General features: G+C 32.7%; 16 protein-coding genes and 1 tRNA gene. 8 read left to right on the forward strand and 9 right to left on the reverse strand.

Going from position 1 to position 14,514, the window contains the following annotated elements; genetic code table 11:
• Nucleotides 1-33 precede the first annotated feature (33 nt).
• Both IEV77_RS10180 and IEV77_RS10185 read left to right on the forward strand, forming a co-directional pair.
• Nucleotides 34-690: an HAD family hydrolase gene (locus tag IEV77_RS10180; protein WP_188464401.1), complete on the forward strand. Its 657-nt coding sequence runs from the start codon at nucleotides 34-36 to the stop codon at nucleotides 688-690.
• 20 nt (nucleotides 691-710) lie between these two features.
• Nucleotides 711-1,073: a hypothetical protein gene (locus IEV77_RS10185; protein ID WP_188464402.1), complete on the forward strand. Its 363-nt coding sequence runs from the start codon at nucleotides 711-713 to the stop codon at nucleotides 1,071-1,073.
• Between the two features lie 86 nt (nucleotides 1,074-1,159).
• Here IEV77_RS10185 and IEV77_RS10190 read toward each other — a convergent pair.
• Together IEV77_RS10190 and IEV77_RS10195 are read right to left on the reverse strand one after the other, a co-directional pair.
• Nucleotides 1,160-1,233: transfer RNA gene (locus tag IEV77_RS10190), tRNA-Arg, on the reverse strand.
• A gap of 232 nt (nucleotides 1,234-1,465) precedes the next feature.
• Entirely contained in the window at nucleotides 1,466-1,660 is a 195-nt protein-coding gene (locus tag IEV77_RS10195) for a hypothetical protein (RefSeq protein ID WP_188464404.1), read from the reverse strand.
• A gap of 160 nt (nucleotides 1,661-1,820) precedes the next feature.
• Here IEV77_RS10195 and IEV77_RS10200 point away from each other — a divergent pair, with 160 nt between their 5' ends.
• Genes IEV77_RS10200 through IEV77_RS10210 form a run of 3 tightly spaced genes read left to right on the forward strand, consistent with a single transcriptional unit; the run spans nucleotide 1,821 to nucleotide 3,212 of the window.
• A complete protein-coding gene (locus IEV77_RS10200) occupies nucleotides 1,821-2,576 on the forward strand; it encodes a hypothetical protein (RefSeq protein WP_188464406.1) in 756 nt (251 codons plus the stop codon).
• Nucleotides 2,577-2,578: 2 nt separating this feature from the next.
• The gene (locus IEV77_RS10205; RefSeq protein WP_188464408.1) at nucleotides 2,579-3,001 is read left to right on the forward strand and encodes a DUF5675 family protein; all 423 of its coding nucleotides are present in this window, start codon (nucleotides 2,579-2,581) and stop codon (nucleotides 2,999-3,001) included.
• Complete coding sequence (locus IEV77_RS10210; protein WP_188464410.1) at nucleotides 2,979-3,212, forward strand: hypothetical protein; 234 nt, start codon at nucleotides 2,979-2,981, stop codon at nucleotides 3,210-3,212. Before IEV77_RS10205 ends, IEV77_RS10210 begins: the two co-directional genes overlap by 23 nt.
• A gap of 1,541 nt (nucleotides 3,213-4,753) precedes the next feature.
• Here the strand turns inward: IEV77_RS10210 and IEV77_RS10215 are convergent.
• Nucleotides 4,754-5,848 (reverse strand): HigA family addiction module antitoxin, encoded by a 1,095-nt coding sequence (locus tag IEV77_RS10215; RefSeq protein WP_188464412.1) that lies wholly within the window; start codon nucleotides 5,846-5,848, stop codon nucleotides 4,754-4,756.
• A 563-nt stretch (nucleotides 5,849-6,411) separates the two neighbouring features.
• On the opposite strand from IEV77_RS10215, the gene IEV77_RS10220 reads away from it, so the two are divergent.
• Genes IEV77_RS10220 through IEV77_RS10230 form a run of 3 tightly spaced genes read left to right on the forward strand, consistent with a single transcriptional unit; the run spans nucleotide 6,412 to nucleotide 8,636 of the window.
• Entirely contained in the window at nucleotides 6,412-7,077 is a 666-nt protein-coding gene (locus IEV77_RS10220) for a multiubiquitin domain-containing protein (protein WP_188464414.1), read from the forward strand.
• Nucleotides 7,052-8,209 carry a ThiF family adenylyltransferase gene (locus tag IEV77_RS10225; RefSeq protein ID WP_188464416.1) on the forward strand — a complete coding sequence of 386 codons (1,158 nt, stop codon included), beginning with the start codon at nucleotides 7,052-7,054 and terminating at the stop codon, nucleotides 8,207-8,209. The genes IEV77_RS10220 and IEV77_RS10225 overlap by 26 nt, the downstream gene beginning before the upstream one ends.
• Complete coding sequence (locus IEV77_RS10230; RefSeq protein WP_188464417.1) at nucleotides 8,199-8,636, forward strand: ubiquitination-like system serine protease family protein; 438 nt, start codon at nucleotides 8,199-8,201, stop codon at nucleotides 8,634-8,636. The genes IEV77_RS10225 and IEV77_RS10230 overlap by 11 nt, the downstream gene beginning before the upstream one ends.
• Before the next feature lie 96 nt (nucleotides 8,637-8,732).
• On the opposite strand, the gene IEV77_RS17625 is transcribed toward IEV77_RS10230, so the two are convergent.
• The 6 genes from IEV77_RS17625 to IEV77_RS10260 form a co-directional block, all read right to left on the reverse strand.
• Nucleotides 8,733-8,927 carry an ArsR family transcriptional regulator gene (locus IEV77_RS17625; RefSeq protein ID WP_188464877.1) on the reverse strand — a complete coding sequence of 65 codons (195 nt, stop codon included), beginning with the start codon at nucleotides 8,925-8,927 and terminating at the stop codon, nucleotides 8,733-8,735.
• Nucleotides 8,928-8,965: 38 nt separating this feature from the next.
• The gene (locus tag IEV77_RS10240; protein WP_188464419.1) at nucleotides 8,966-10,216 is read right to left on the reverse strand and encodes a type II toxin-antitoxin system HipA family toxin; all 1,251 of its coding nucleotides are present in this window, start codon (nucleotides 10,214-10,216) and stop codon (nucleotides 8,966-8,968) included.
• Between the two features lies 1 nt (nucleotide 10,217).
• Entirely contained in the window at nucleotides 10,218-10,505 is a 288-nt protein-coding gene (locus tag IEV77_RS10245; RefSeq protein ID WP_188464420.1) for a helix-turn-helix domain-containing protein, read from the reverse strand.
• Nucleotides 10,506-11,310: 805 nt separating this feature from the next.
• Nucleotides 11,311-12,576, reverse strand: coding sequence for a type II toxin-antitoxin system HipA family toxin (locus tag IEV77_RS10250; protein WP_188464422.1), 1,266 nt, complete (start codon nucleotides 12,574-12,576; stop codon nucleotides 11,311-11,313).
• 2 nt (nucleotides 12,577-12,578) lie between these two features.
• Nucleotides 12,579-12,842, reverse strand: a complete 264-nt coding sequence (locus IEV77_RS10255; RefSeq protein WP_188464424.1) for a helix-turn-helix domain-containing protein — start codon at nucleotides 12,840-12,842, stop codon at nucleotides 12,579-12,581.
• A gap of 173 nt (nucleotides 12,843-13,015) precedes the next feature.
• Nucleotides 13,016-14,377 carry an acyl-CoA dehydrogenase family protein gene (locus IEV77_RS10260; RefSeq protein WP_188464426.1) on the reverse strand — a complete coding sequence of 454 codons (1,362 nt, stop codon included), beginning with the start codon at nucleotides 14,375-14,377 and terminating at the stop codon, nucleotides 13,016-13,018.
• Nucleotides 14,378-14,514: the final 137 nt, after the last annotated feature.

Raw genomic sequence — 14,514 nt, forward strand, 5'->3', positions numbered from 1 at the left:
GAATGCTTCAGTATCTTTGAAAAAATTTCAGAGATGTTAAAAGCTGTTTTATTTGATATGGATGGTGTTATTGTAGACACAGAACCTTTACACCACAAGGCGTACTTTGGAATGTTCGACAACTACAAGATTGACGTTACTGAAGCGCATTATCAGACTTTCACAGGACAATCGACCATAAATGTTTGTAGAAGTCTATGCAATCATTTTAAACTGTCTAATAACCCCGAAGATTTAGTGCAAGTAAAACGAAATATTTTCAAAGATTTATTCGTAAAAGATCCAGATTTACAACTAATAGATGGCGTTCTAGATTTAATAAAGGAGTATCATAATAATGGCTTAACCCTTGTTCTTGCATCTTCAGCCTCTATGGGAACTATAGAAAGTGTATTTAATCGTTTCCAATTAGACCAGTACTTTATAAATAAATTAAGTGGCGCCGATTTAAAAGCCTCCAAACCACATCCTGAAATATTCTTAAATGCCGCCACAGCTAGCGGACATCATAAAAAGCATTGTATGGTTATTGAAGATTCTACTAGTGGAATTAAAGCCGCACATGCTGCAGATATTTTTTGCGTGGGCTATAAAAGTATTCATTCCAAAAATCAGGATTATAGCAAAGCTAATGTTGTAATTAATAATTTTGAAGAAATACAATATGAACGGGTGAAGCTTTTGTTTTAAAAAACTATGAAACTATGAAAATGAATTTCTTATTTTTTTTAGTAAGTGCATTTAGCTATTCACAAACAGCCACTTATCCACCTGAACCAGGAAGATATGAAACATATCAAACTAAAGAGGAACAAACTATATCCATTGGAGATAAAGTAGAAATAGGTATTCCTTATGGTGGAAAAGAATTTATTTTTATATCTCAAGGAAATGAATACGTAAAATCAAGACTCGCAGGAGATATTGTGGAAATAATTAAATTAGAAGCATTATCAAATAATAAAACAAGTTATAAAATGCAAGCATATTTTAAAGGATATGGGTTGTTACCTGTCGTAATAGATTTAGAGAATGCATTAAAAGTTAAGGAAATTATTTTATTGAATCAATAATTAATTTCACTCAGGTTTTTATTGCCACTAAAATTATAAAAGTAAATAAAACAAAAAAGCTTCACTATTTCTAGTGAAGCTTTTTGTGAGCCCGACAGGATTCGAACCTGTGACCGCCTCCTTAGAAGGGAGGTGCTCTATCCAGCTGAGCTACGAGCCCGTAACTCTATAATATTGTCGGGGTGGCAGGATTACAACTCCTGTTCCGATATATTTAATATTCAATAAGTTATATAATTTTCAAATTACTTGGTAACCGAATAGGTAACTTTATTGATAAGAACTTTCGCTTTGTATTGTTTTATACTTGAGCGGTGCAAATATAACTACCTTAACTCAACAATACAACATAAATTTAAACAAATTTTATGAGGAATAAAATTAGTTTGTAACTAACTTATATACTGATTTATAACTTCCAATTCGATGCCTGAATATTCCGAGAATTCATAAATAGTTATGAATTGATGAGGTTCTTTATCCAGTGTTACACGGATAGTTTGAAGTAATTTACGCCCATAACGCTCACTCCTACCTGTTATGAGTTGGATATCTTTTGCATAAATACATATTCGTTTGCGATTCATGGTACTTTATCTAGGGCTTATCTATGTTTTATTATACAAATATAAAGCCATCTATGGAATATTTGGCAAAATCGGTTTGAATGGTTTTTACGGAACTAGATTTTTTAATTCTTGACTACAAGTTAGTTGTTTTGTTCTATTAATCAAAAAACGAATTATTATGGCAAAACAAACTGGAATTATTAAATTAAAAGGAACAATCGGTGGGATTTCCTTTTACAAAACGACTGATGGACATCTAGCACGCGAAAAAGGTGGTGCTGATGCCAATCGTATCGCGAATGATCCTGCGTTTCAAAGAACGCGTGAAAATGGGTCTGAATTTGGATCTGCTGGTAAAGGTGGAAAAGTTATACGAAATGCTGTTCGTATTCTTTTGCAGAATGCAAAAGATAAACGTGTGGTTTCTCGTTTAACAAAAGATCTTCTAGCTATCATTAAAACAGATCCCGTAAATGAGAGAGGACTGAGAACTCTAACGGACGGTGACTTCAACTTGTTCTCAGGTTTTGAGTTTAACCTCAACGGAAAGCTTGGAGCTACTTTGTTTACTCCATTTGTGAATGCGTTTGATCGTGTTACGGGTGATGCTACTTTAGATTTAGCACCATTCTCCCCTACTTTAAGAATTGCAGCTCCATCTGGAACTACGCATTTTAAAGTGGTTATGGGTGCTGCAGAATTAGATTTTGCAAATGAAACCTCAACATTTGAAAATGATGAGACTGTCATTCTTCCATACACTGCTGCAAATACGGTTGCCATTGCATTAACTGCAACTGTAACTGCAAACTCTGCCTTGGATGTTATTCAAGTGTTGGGGATTGAGTTTTATCAAGAGGTCAATGGCCAAATGTATGCCCTTAAGAATGGTGCTTACAATGCTTTAGCCGTTGTAATTGTAGATACTCCTTAATCATGGAGTTCGTGCTTCATAGAGCCTATTTTAAAGAGGGTACCAACGGTACTCTCTTTTGCTCTGGCACTTTTTTGTGTCATACCATTGAACTGCCCTGGAATAATAACAAAGGTAATTTATCATGTATTCCTGAAGGCACTTATGAAATCATGACAAGGTTTTCTAAACGCTTTCAGAATCATCTTTTAGTAAAAGGTGTTTCTAATAGACGTTTGATTCTGTTTCATCCTGCTAATGATGCTTTAAAGGAGTTAGAAGGCTGTATTGCTCCTATTACCTATTTAAGTGGTATTGGTAAAGGCACCCAATCAAGACCTGTTATGCAAAAACTATTGTCTTTGGTGCATCAAGCTCAAGACCGAAAAGAACCTATTTTATTAACTATTAAATCTCAAAATTATGAACATTGTAGAACGTTATAAAAAACCAACTCCGAAGTTTTTCAAAACTTTAAGAAATATTGGAATCGCCTTGGCTACTGCTGGAGGTGTTATTATTGCAGCTCCTATTAGTTTGCCTGTAATTGTTATCACTATTGCTACTTATATGACTGTTGCAGGGACTGTGGTTACTGCAGTAAGTCAAGCTGTAGTAATTGATGAAGATGGCGAAAAGACAGCTAAAGAAGAATAGTAATGCATTTTAATTTCAATGAAAAAATAAGCATTATTGGTGGCACCGTGTTTGGCATTTTACCCAATATACCACCCGACGACCTCGTGGTTACGATCATTATGGCTTTCACTGGTGCAATGGTCAGTTTTATTGCCTCGATGTTATTTAAATATTTAGTAAATCGTTTCAAAAAGTCTAAACGATAGATCAAAGCCCGGATGTCCTCCGGGTTTTCTTTTTCTATACCATCCCCTTCATAATAAATTTTTAAACAAAGAAAAAAATAAAAAAGAAAGCCTCTTTTTAGATGGCGTGGAACATGCTGTCAAGGTTTTTGGAAAAAATACTACCCGCTTTTAAATGATTAATTAATAATGAAAAATGAATAATTAAGGGTGGAGATTTTTTTCAAAACCCGGAGGGCTTGACCTTTATAGCATGTAGCGTTGGACAGAGGAGCCAGCTATCTTCGTTTTCTTTTTTATTTTTTTTATGGCCTTGGATTATTGTATTGAGCAGGTAATTTAGTTGCGCGAGCCGACTGCGAGATGAGCAAGGGTGGTGTGGTAATAGCACGTTGCCTTTTCGGCATAAGTGCGTACCACAGCAACGGTTTACCGCAAGGGTGGCGCATTTTTTGATTTCTTTTTATAGACAGATGAAATTGCATAGGTATTTACCGAATATTCAAGTTTAGGTAAGTGCAACGATTGAAAGAGGCAATGGAAGGTTTTGAGAATAGTTTTCATTTAAGGGTTGGCGTTTCACTAAACTATAAGAATATTGAGAGTAATTAGATTATAATGGGAATTATAATGAAACCTAACTTTAGCCAATCCGTAATGTAAAAACTATTAAACGTGGATGGAATTGCCGACTGAATGAGTTGCTCTTACAATCTTTGCAAAATATGATAACTTTTAAGTTTACTATAATAGGATTTTTAACAAAAATTGGAATTACATTAAAGAGGTCCCCGCATTCGCGAGGATAAAGTTATCTTATTTGCAATCTGGAATTGTTCAAAAAATGTGACACCCGCAGACCCACATGCTTAATCTATCAGAATATGAAGCAATACCTACATTTCAATTAAAAACAATACTTTCAATCTAGATAAATTTATGTGGGTTTTGCCCGAAGCGACCCGCAGGCTCGCATCATATGAAGTAGCGGTTGTACCCAATAAAAAAAGCTCGCGAAGCGAAACCTTATTGGGTTTGGGTACAAGAGTAGCTACGGGTGAGGAAGGAGAGAATGTGTGAAATAAAACAAATAAATAGTGCCAACGAGGACGTGTCGCCGCAGTGGTGCTATTTATGGTATATGCAAGAGCTTTATTATATAATTGTAGTGTTACCAGATGAGATTGCCACGACTTTTTATCAAAAGTCATGCAATGACATTCCTAGGCTCTTGCAGATATGTTTTATGGAACAAAATGGAACGACTGACGAACACCTTATTACCTGCATTCCTTGATGTTCAAGTATTGTAATAAAGATGGATTCGTTTTGTTCGGATTTGAACCAGTCATTCTAAAACCAAAAAAGAAAAAATCAAACTGTAAGTTTGTTCATTTCAGTAATAACACTTCTTTTTCTGTAATACTCACTATATTCAAAACAAACACGACCTCTCACGATACCTGGATGAATTTTATGTTTTCGTGAGAATTCTAAAATTATATCATCAGTAAAATCTTCATTGAATGTTATGAAGTCACTCCAAATACCTAGCTCAATTAAATTGTTTCTGGCATAATTATCAGCTTGAAACTCTACAATCTCTGCATTAGAACTATTTATAAAAAATTCCTCGTTTCTATATTCCGGTCGTTCTGGATGAGTAAGATGTTCAAAAACATGACCTAATTCATGAAATAATGTGAAAGCAAAATTATCTAATCTTTTATATTTCAAAGAAAGAACGATAGTAGGATTATTTTCAGATATAAAAGATTTACCATCCACAGGCGTTTGTGGCGGTCTATTTAATGTTAAAAATTTAATACCATATTTATTTAATATTTTCTTCGTTTTCTTTATTACATTTTCATTTTCAAAAAAACATTTCTTTAATTCGTTTAATAAAACAGCCTCGTTTGAACGTTGGAAATCAGAAATATTTTCTTGTTTAGCTTTATATTTAGCCATCAAAGACCAAGCAACTACATTGTTTTTATTTTCCGAAAATTTAGATGACTTCCTAAAGTATGTTGGATTAAAGTCATTTACCCTTTTTTTAAGACCATTGTAATCATTTACACCATAGATTCCATAAATTTTATCAATATCGTCAGATGTTTTAATTCCAATATTATGTTTTTTAAAAAAGGATAAAGGAACAATCCCATCATGTTCAATATCATTCCACTCTTTTATTGACTTAGTCTTTTTAATAACATCCTTGTCATTTTGGGCTTGATTTAAATTAAATTTCATTTGTTCTATAAGCCAGTAATTGGCATCTTCAAACCCTGCAGATTCGAGTGCAATTGCAATATGGACATTGATGTTTCTATTACCTTTCAATATATTGTTGAGTAAAGAATGAGCTACGTCAATTCTTGAGGCTAGGTCTCGCTGGCTTAAACTTCTTTCATTCAACATATTATCAAGTAAAATACCTGGGTGAATGATTTTGTTTTGCATAAAAGGTTTTGGTTTTAAGAGTGTACAAATATAATTAATAACCCCATATTATCACTAAAATGTTAATAAATTTAAAGAATTTTGTTAATAAAGGTTGATAACTTTTTATAATTACCAAACGATCTATTTTTAAATATATTGTATTTTTGTTTTGTAATTTTATAATTGAGTTAATTAAAAATAAAGTTTAACAATAATGTTATCATTAAAAATTACTTAACTATTTTTTTGCATATATTTGTAAATGTATAATTTAAAATAAAAAGCTGACATGAAATAAAAAAATCCAATCAATTGCTGTAACAAAAGATTGGATTAAGAAAATTTTAGGAATAAATCTTTAGTCCGGTAAACTAAACTTTCAAAAGGCTTGTCACCTAATTTGAATGATTCCTTGTTTGTTTTGTTGTACAAATGTAACATCTTTTTATGTTTTAAACAATTGTTTTAACAAAATATTGTCGCCTGAACGACAGCTGCCCCAATGTTGTTTTTAAGAAAAATCGGGAGTATTTAGATTATCAAAATTGATAATAATTGTATAATTAAAAAACATAAAAAAAATGAAATTTGTTTTTAAAATTAATGAAAAGAGATTCGAATCCAGCGAATCGAAACTGACTGGAAGTGAGCTATTAACTATTGCTAATTTGACTCCTGTTGAAGATTATGAGTTACTATACAAAATCAACGAGAAAGGCTTTGTGCCAATCCAACTTGAGGAGTTAGTTGACCTAAAAACAGCAGGGATTGAAGGCTTTAAGGCTAAACCTTATAAGAAGCTTAAAATAAAAGTTGACAATAAGCACTATGAAGTTGAAGAGTGCTTTATGACTCCGATTGAGATTATGGAAGTTGCAGGTATTAATCCTGACCAATTCTATTTAAAGGAGATTCGTAAAGGCAACGTTGAAGTATCTTACAAAGACGATGTTGAGCATAAAATAGCTATTACGAAAAATTCTTGCTTTGTTTCTTGTGAAAAAGAAGAAGCCATAGCGTGTGTAATTGTTAATAGTAAACCTAAAGAATGGTCGAGAAACACTATATCTTTTGATGATGTGGTTATACTTGCTTATGGCAAGATTTCGATTGACCCGAATGTGATTTACACTGTAAATTATATTAATGGAGTGCCGAGTAAACCTGAAGGCAGTATGCTTAAAGGTGATGTTATTTCAGTAAAAAACAAAATGATATTCAATGTTACTGAAACAAACAAATCATAGTCTCGGTATTAAAGAGCTTCATAATGATGATTATGAAGTGGAGATAGTTGGCAACTTTCTTCTAATACATAGTGTTCCTTATTTGAATGCTAAAAAGGAATTGGTTTATGGCACGTTGGTTTCCAACGTGTCAACTCCAAGCCCTAATACTCATGTTGTTTACTTTATTGGTGAAACACCATGTGGTATTGATGGACGGCCAATGAGCCAATTGATTAACAATAGTCAAAGGCAAGATTTGGGAAATGGAATTATTATTGACCATTTATTTTCTCACAAACCGAATCCAATGTATCCGACATATTATGAGAAAATGACCACGTACGTGAATATTCTTTCAGGACAAGCGCAACATTATTTTCCAGAGGCAACTGCGAGGACCGGGAGAGTGATTGATTCCAAACAAGAAGATTCAGTATTGCATTATACCGATACAAATTCTTCAAGAGCAGAAGTTGATGCAATCAATGAAAAGTTATCTGGATTAAAGATAGGAATTATTGGCTTGGGAGGTACTGGTTCTTATATATTAGATAAAGTGGCCAAAACTTTAGTTGGAGAAATTCATTTGTTTGATGGAGATAAGTTTAAGCAACATAATGCCTTTAGAGCACCAGGAGCAACTACAAAGGAAAGAATTGACTTAAACACCTTCAAGGTTGAATATTTTAAGGAGGTTTACTCACAGATGCACAAGAACATTATTTCTCATGCGGTTTACATAAACGAGACTAATTTAGGTTTATTGAATAGTTTAGATTTTGTTTTTATTTCCATTGATGTGGGTGAAATAAAAAAGATGATATTTAGAAAATTAGAAAATCTAAACATCCCATTTATTGATTGTGGCCTCGGAATTGAAAGAGAAGGAAATGAATTGATGGGCATTGTAAGAACCACTTTAAGTACTCCTGATAAAAGAGAACATGTTTACAATGGTTTGGTGAGTTTCTCTAATGGAAAAGATGATGATTACAAAACCAATATTCAAATAGCAGATTTGAATGATTTGAATGCCATATTTGCTGTTATTAAGTGGAAGAAATACTATGGGTTCTTTAATGATCAAAGATTAGAGCATGATAGCAATTATTCAGTCAACGTAAATACCGTTTTCAATAATGAAACTTAAACATCAATTTGTTGATTTTATGCCTGATATCATACAGGAAGGTGTGATATATATTTCTTTAGAATATAAATCAGTCATTCATAAATGTGCATGTGGTTGTGGCAAAGAGGTTAATACACCATTACATCCAACAGGATGGAAGATGTTATATGACGGCGAGTCAATATCTCTTAAACCCTCTGTTGGTAACTGGAGCTTTGATTGTAAATCCCATTATTGGATAACTAATAATGAGATTGAATGGTCATTGAAATGGACTAATGAGACAATCGGTAAGGTCAGGACAATTGAAGATTCCGAAAGGCAAGAGTATTACAGAGATAAAGATTCTGAAAATTTAGATAATGATTCTAGCAACTTAATAGATACGCCAGTTTCAAAACCTAAAACGACGAGTTGGCTTCAAAAACTAATCTTTTGGAAGTAGATTTAAACCCTAGTTGAAAGGCTGGGGTTTTTAAATCTTTTTCTAAATTGATTAAAATTATTTAACAGTAAGTTTTCCACCCACCTTTCTACCCACTTACGGAAGTATATAATTAATTTTCCAATGACCTCCTTTTGCACTGCCAACTCTTTCAATAAGTCTCATATCTTTTAGAGCATCTAGATTATTATCAATAGCAGTCGCACTTAAGCCAACTATTTCCTCAAGTTCTCTTTTAGAAACTTTACTATTTTTATGAATAGCTTTAATGATATTAACTCTATTTATCAGTTAAATTATCTACCCACTTATTTAAATCGAAAGGATATTTAAATATTAAAAGCTTTACTCATTAGCTGTTGTTCTTTATTCGGAATCCCTATTTCTTTAGCCACATCTTGCCAGGTTGCTACTACGGTTTTAACTTCTGCTATTATGTTATTCATTTGTTTATTCTCTAAACGGAAAAATTCACCGACGCTTATTGCTACATTATAATCTAAGGCATTATTATCTATATCGATGTTGAGTGCTAAACCGTCCTTGTCTATAGATGGATTTAAATCGTATGCAGGAGATAAAACCCAACCTTGGTTTGTTAATATAAAACCATGATTACGTAGATGATCGTCTGTATTTGAAATAGCTATGTTAAACACTATTCTACGCCATAATTGTTCTAAATTCTCATTGATTGTTGCACCGTGGTTTTGAATGAATTCTGCAAGCTCTAAATAACTTGCTGGGTTATCTCTAATAGTGTCTTCATTATTTCCTGTCATTGTCATAGCAGAAGCAAAATGAATTCTGGCTCCATTCTCACGATCAAATCTTTTAGTAAAGAATGTATTAAAGTTTCCAGCAATTTTTTCAATTCTTGATAGCGACATGTGAATGCCTACTTTTATAGCTAGTTGGTATGCCAAAAATTCCCAAGCTGCTTTATCCACCATATCATTTTTAGATGGGAATTTAGCTATACATAATTCTTTATTCTCATCTATAATATTAGCTTTTGGTCTTGCTCCACCTAGTGATGATCCTGGAGCCATTAATACTGCTAACCATTTTCTTACCTCATCACTATCATCGTCATTTTCAAAATTCTTTGCTGCTTCTTGTAATTCTCTTATGGAAGACCAAGGTGGTGTTGGATTTTGGTTGCTGTTATCTAAAAATGGTCCTTCTGGATCTAATTTAAATCGTAATGCTCCCATCCGACTTTCGTCATACACTCCCAGTAAATAATCAATCTCATAAAGTGTTTTAGGCTTTTCATCTTTAGCAGTTGCTTGTTGTGCTTCTCTACGTTTCATTAAAGTTTTACCCCATGTATCTGGCATACTGTCCAGAAATACTCCAAAATTTTCTTTATTGTTAGGGTACTGTGGACCACTAAAAAACTGTATGTCTGGATCTAATAATATTTGCTCTTTGGATTTTAACCACGCTTTATCATACTCAAAACTAAAAGCTTTTTTACCTTTGGCTTGAAGTGCAGAAAGAACACCCATTAATTGTGGATCTTCCAAACCTTTCCAATGAGCGTATATGTATATGTCTTGTTTTCCGGTTGCCATTTTATATTAAATCTAAATCTTGTAGTTTTCTTCCAAATTCATCATCAGCTGCGAGTTTTAAGAAATCGTCTTGAAGACCTAATACTCGCAATACATTAAAATAAGCCCCTATAGTTACACTTGGATTTCCTGTTTCAATTAAGTATAAAGTACTCCTTACAATGTCTGCTCTTTCAGCTACTTGTTCTTGTGTTAGTTTCCTTCTTTTACGAGCTAGTTTTATATTCTCACCCATTTGCTTAAGCACCTCTTTGTGTTTAGGAAACAGTATTTGTTTCTTCTTACTCATTACATTATGATTGTTATTTCATACAAATATAGCTATTTTGATTGAAATAGCAAGCGTTTTATTATTTTACACTTTTTAATAGATTGCTCCACCCTATCGGATTCGCAATAATAATACCAATTAAGTTTTGGCAAATTTTTATGATTTTTGTCAAAGTTTAATTTGATATTGTTACATGTGTTTTTCGGAGTTGAGTCGGTGCTGTCCTTTTTATTTTTCAACAACATTTTTTTAAAAGCAAATAAATAATTGGGGCTGTTATTTCTTAAACATTGAAGAGTCAAAAAATTTTACATAATTTAAATTTACTATCAAAAAAAAGGATAAATTGTAGTAGTGAAATTTAACATTAATAAAAGAAATATATTATGGGAATTAAACCATGACCAAAAAGAATTGCTGATTCCACAGGAAAACCAGACAGACGTCAACGAGATAATAAGGAAACTCCAAAAAATACGCCATCACTAAAGCCACATAAACATAAGAAAGGGGATTAACCCTAGACTCTTAGAAATAATGGAATTGCTTAAAGACATAACTATAAATCTTCTTTCTGATTTGATTTCGTTTCTAATTGGAGCATTGTTATTCTACATGTTTGCCAGTCTAAAAAAAGCTAAAAAAGTAATATATTATATTACTAATCCCTTTTTAAAAAAACCTGTATTGGCACAAAATTGGCACAATTTTAATAACTAACTGCTTTAATAAACTAATAAGTAAGTAGTTACGTTTTTATTACCGACCCCTAAGGGATTCGAACATGAGATCCTCAATCCTTCAGCATTAAGAAATAAAATAATTATAAGAGTATTACAAATTCTTTCTTAATTGCCTCACTTACTTTTACAGGTATTTCTAATTCTTTTGTGAAACCTTCCCATTTTAAAGTAGCTTCTTGTATCTCTTTTATAATCCCTTTTGGATTTTTTATTGCGTATGCTTCTGCAATGATTAAAACATCTTCCATGGTAATATTACTCCTTTTGTTGTTTATAGACAAAGCTCTGGTTACATTACTAAATGTTAGATTTATATTTAATGGATATGTTAAGTCATATGCAGGTGCCAGATTCCAAGAATTCGTGTTTTTGTTATAGATGAAGCTGTGGTTTTTTAAATGGTCATCTATATTGGCAAAAACTATATTAAATACCATACGTCTAAATAGTTCTTGAATATCCTTGTGTGGTACTTTAAGGTCTATTGCTACCTTGAAAACATTTTCATAACTGGCATTCTCTGGTTTTTTAAAATCCCAACCAGTTAATCCAGATACAGTTAAAACGTGTTGTTTTTCTCCATTTTGCCTGTCGTAACGCAGCGTTGCAAAATGCTTATTTTCTATCAATTTTGAAGACATCATTTGGATTCCGACCTCTTGGGCTAATAGATAATATGCATATTCTATTTTTTCTTTATTATATCCCCATTCTTCACCCATACACAACTTTACGAGATAGTGATTGTAAGCATCAGAATATTCTATGTCTCCAGGAATAATTTTTCCAGATATTTTGTTTTTAGAAATTAAAATTTTAGGCCTTGCCCCTCCTGCAGAGGTCCCTATTTTAAAAATATTTAATAGCGCTATGTCGCTTAAAGTTTCTTGAGATGTTTCATTTTTTAGGTCTAAAACTTTATTTAACACCTCAACGATTTCGTCAATATTAATCGTTGCAGTTTTTGGTATTTCTACCGAAGGATGATATTCTAATGCTCCCATACCACGATTAGACACATAGGTTAACTGCTCCAATGGTGTGATTTTTTTAACCTCTTTGTTTTTGGCTTCAATCCACTCTTTAAAAATGATGTTACCAAACATATCTGGTAAAGAATCAGCAATCATTGGTGGTAAACCCCTGAATGTTTCTCCTTCAAATTGTGTAAATACTTGAATGGGTTTTACACGTTTAAAAACATAAGGAAATATATTACTGTATTGATTGGACTCTAAAAATTCTGGATTGTATTGAAAGAAAGATGTACGCTTATCAACATCATAGCCTACTTTGCCTATTTCTAGACCAAACAACACAACATCTATGATATTATTTTTTGCCATTATTAATAGAGTGAGTTTATATCATTCGTGTTTTCCAAGTCCTTTAATGCTTGATATAAATTTTCTAGTAAATCGAAATGATTTGCTATTTTTAATACCGTATCTATTGTGGCATTTTTACCATTCTCAAATTTTTGAATGGTATATCGAGATAATTCTAAAGCATCGGCAAGATCTTCTTGGGACATTTCATAACTTTGTCTTTTCTGTTTACAAAGCTCTCCCAATTGTAATTTCACTTCCTTAATAGTTACTGTATCAATCATAAATTGTTTATTATAATACACAAATATAGTAAAAATAGCATAATTGTTTATTATAGTACACAATCATATTTAATTTTATAATCAACTCTTTCGAAATGAAAGGCAATTTCAAGGATAGGGTTTTAGCTAAAAACTAATGTATGTTGGTGATTAATTATGAAATAACTTGTTATTTACACAAACGCACTATATCCTGTAATTGCTCTACCAACAATTAGGGAGTTAATCTCTTTTGTCCCTTCATAAGAATAAATGGCTTCTGCATCTGCAACAAAACGAGCCACATTATATTCTAATAAAATACCATTGCCACCCATAACTTCACGAGCGCGACTTACCACATCTCTGGTTCGCATAGAGCAGAATACTTTGGCTAGTGAAGCATGTTCGTCTGTCAATAAGCCTTGATCTTGTAATTCTGAAAGACGATACACCATCGCTTTCATTGCTGTAAGATTAGCAAGCATTTCTACTAAATGATTTTGAATAAGCTGAAACTTTGCAATGGGCTTTCCAAATTGCTCACGTTTTTTAGTGTATTTTAAAGCATTTTCATAAGCCCCTCTAGCACATCCTAAAGCTTGCCATGCTACACCAGCACGAGTCATACGAAGCACTTTGGCCGTATCTTTAAAAGAATTCGCTTTTTGTAAACGATCTGTTTCTGGTATTTTACAATCTGTAATAGTAATGAGTGCATTTTGTACGGTACGCAAAGCCATTTTATTTTCAATTTTTTCAGCTTTATAGCCTGGATTTCCTTTTCGCACTAAAAATCCTTTGGCTTGATTATCGTCTATATCTCTAGCCCAAATAATAATCACATCAGCAAATGTGGCGTTTCCAATCCATTTTTTCTGACCGTTTAAAATCCATTGGTCGCCAACTTTTTTACAGGTGGTTTCCATACCTCCTGCAACTGCACTACCTACATTAGGCTCGGTTAATCCAAAGGCACCAATAAGTTCCATTTTTTGCATTTTTGGTAGCCATTCTTGTTTTTGCTCATCACTTCCACAGAGATATATTGAGCCCATGGCAAGGCCACTATGCACCCCGAAAAAGGTAGAAATTGAGACATCCACACGAGCTAATTCTTCTGCAATAATCCCTTCCATTAAAAAAGGTAAGTTAGGACAACCATAGCCTTCATAAGCCACACCACAAATGTTTAAAGCAGCCAATTTTGGAATTATTTCCATAGGGAATTCAGCTTTGTTCCAATAATGATTTGCAATAGGATCAATTTCAGTTTCCATAAAATCACGAACTTTCATCTGTATGGCTCGCTGTTGTAGCGTCAGTTTTAAATCGTAATCATAAAAATCGCCGTCTATAGGAGGTAATTTGTGCTGTCCTTTTTTTGCTTTCTCAGTAAGCATTTTCATAAGGCCATTGAGTTGGGTATCATCCAAATCACCAACGGATTTCATGATTTTAGGTAAATCTATTTTTTCTGAAATCTTACCCAACTCATTGAAATCTACTTGTTTCATTAAATGGGTAATTTGCTTTATTTTTTTGAAGAGTTCCATTATTTTTTTGATTTGATTATTACTTCTAAATTTTTGTGATAAATTGTTTAGACCATTTTGAAGCTCTACCAATTGCTGTTGCTATGGTTGCAAAAACTTCCACTTTTCTGTCATAATATACACCACTTCCTTTTATT

Origin of the sequence: Xanthomarina arctica (assembly GCF_014638915.1) — a bacterium.
Classification (GTDB): Bacteria; Bacteroidota; Bacteroidia; order Flavobacteriales; family Flavobacteriaceae; genus Xanthomarina; species Xanthomarina arctica.